Here is a 2,031-nt window from a genome sequence, read left to right on the forward strand (position 1 = left end):
ACGCCCGCCGCCTCCACGGCACCCTGGGCAACGTCCCGCCCATCGAGTACGAGCAAGCCCACTATGCTGCCCTCAACCCCGAGCCGCAGCCCGCATGAGAGCGGCAGAGAACCTGGGGCGCTTCAGTTCTTGCAGGAGTCCAGACGAGCGACGCGGACGACGAGGCGCCGAGTGGCCCCGCAGTCGGATTGTCCACCGCGGTCGGCGGCCGGTAGCGGTCTAGACCCTGAGATGGACCCGGGTGCCACTGACGGCGCTGCTATGGCGGGGCGGGGCCAAGATGTGAAAGAACGCTTCGATCGTTGACACACTCTAGATATGGCTATTGACCGTGAAGTTGGCCGTGCTCGAGACCAGGTTCACCGGAGACCCAACCGTTGGGTTGGACTGGCCGCTGCAGCTGCTTTCGTATGCGGGCTTGGAGCTTGCGGGTCGCAGTCTGCTCCGGTCGCGCCGGCAGCACCCTCGTCAGACCCGGCAGTAGACAACCCGGCGGCTGAGGTGATCGACTCCGGGCCGGATTGCCTCGGCGACGAGGTTGTCGCGAGCATGACCGGAATGCCGCAGGACACTGGAAATGCGGCACCGGCCGCGGGAGCGATTCCTCAGGGCTTCGAGCCGGTTGAAGTGGTGCTCTGCAGGATCTCTATGACCGACATGCTGCAGGAGCCGTCACCGCCCGATCTGATCCCGCGACTGGAGAACTTTGGCACCGGCGAGTCGATCCCGGACATCCCCGACCGGGGAGACACCGATCTCCTCCAGCGGCTGACTGTCGAGGAAGTCACGCTCGCCGGAGACCTGAACCCTCTGCTCGACGCGCTGGCACGCAAGTCAGATCCGCCAAGTAGCGGGGCGTGCATGGCCATGCTCGAGATCCAGCCGGCGATCTTTCTGGTCGATGCCGCAGGCCGGGCGGTGCGACCGCTGTGGCCCGTTGATGGGTGCGGCTTCCTCTTTGAAGGGGCCCGCGAATCCCTTGACTTGCTGGCGGAGGGCGACTCCACCGTTTACGAGATCGACCAGTGCATCGGACGGTGCTCAACGGAGGAAGCAGACTAGGTTCACCGAAGCCACTCAGCGACTCCCGCACGTCGCCGCCGTGACGTATCGGCAGGAGATCGGCGCTGCGTGACGTTCCGTCAGCCGATCTGCGAACGGACTAGCCTTCGCGACATGGCTGTCGACGGCTCTACCGAGAAGTCGCCCGGCGTTCGAACGCACCGGGTGATCGTCCTCGCGACGGCTGTGCTCGTCGCGACCTGGGTCGTCCTCTGGTTGGCTGTGGTCCCCGTGGGAGTCGCCTGCCCCGCAATCTATCCAGCTCCGCCGGGATGCTCCGCTGCAGACCGGAGGTCTGCCGGGGTGACGTGGTCGCTCATCGTCACGATGGTCTACGCATTGTCGGTCACTATCGCGTTGACCTTTGGGCGTGGCCGGCGGTGGTTGACCCATGGGGCGGTGTGGGCACTGGTGCTGGTGGCAGTCATTGGCATCGGAGCTGTGCAGGGCTCGACCGGGATCTGGTACTGACGCAACGGCGAACGAACTCAAGACGCCCCGCCGGTCACAACACTGTGCCCGCTCGGGGATCCCCCGCGGGATGTCGTCAGCGCGGCTGCTGAGACCCGCGCGCGGACCGTTGCGTGGGGTGTACCCCAACGCGACGCCTGTTCCTCCGGTCTGCTGCCGGCCCGGTGAAGGATCGAGTCACGGGAACGGCCTCGGCGAGGGCCGTCGACCGATGAACGGTTACTCATGCGTCCGCCGGAGGCTCCATTCCGCGCGCCGGGTTGGAGTCATCCGCCGCACTTGGAGCTCGAGCACTAGCGAGTCGCGGCGCAACTGACGATCCGTCGGTTCGTCCTCTGGTTCGTCGTGCTGGGGTGCTGGAGTGCCCATCGCTGTCAAGGGACAGCGGGACCTCCCCGTGGGCGGACAGGAGACCTCCCTGTAGGCGGACAGTTCATCTCCCTGTCCGCGGACGGCTGATCTCCCTGTAGTCGTCAGTTCAAGGGGACCACCCCGCGT

General features: G+C 66.1%; 2 protein-coding genes. Both read left to right on the plus strand.

Translation table 11 applies throughout. From position 1 onward, the window contains the following. Positions 1-501 precede the first annotated feature (501 nt). On the plus strand, positions 502-1,062 hold the full coding sequence (locus M3148_RS16840) for a hypothetical protein (RefSeq protein WP_251305889.1): 561 nt from the start codon (positions 502-504) through the stop codon (positions 1,060-1,062). Positions 1,063-1,176: 114 nt separating this feature from the next. After that, complete coding sequence (locus M3148_RS16845; protein ID WP_251305890.1) at positions 1,177-1,533, plus strand: hypothetical protein; 357 nt, start codon at positions 1,177-1,179, stop codon at positions 1,531-1,533. The last annotated feature ends 498 nt before the right edge of the window (positions 1,534-2,031 follow it).

The sequence above is a fragment of the Georgenia satyanarayanai genome, assembly GCF_023715365.1.
Lineage (GTDB): Bacteria > Actinomycetota > Actinomycetes > Actinomycetales > Actinomycetaceae > Oceanitalea > Oceanitalea satyanarayanai_B.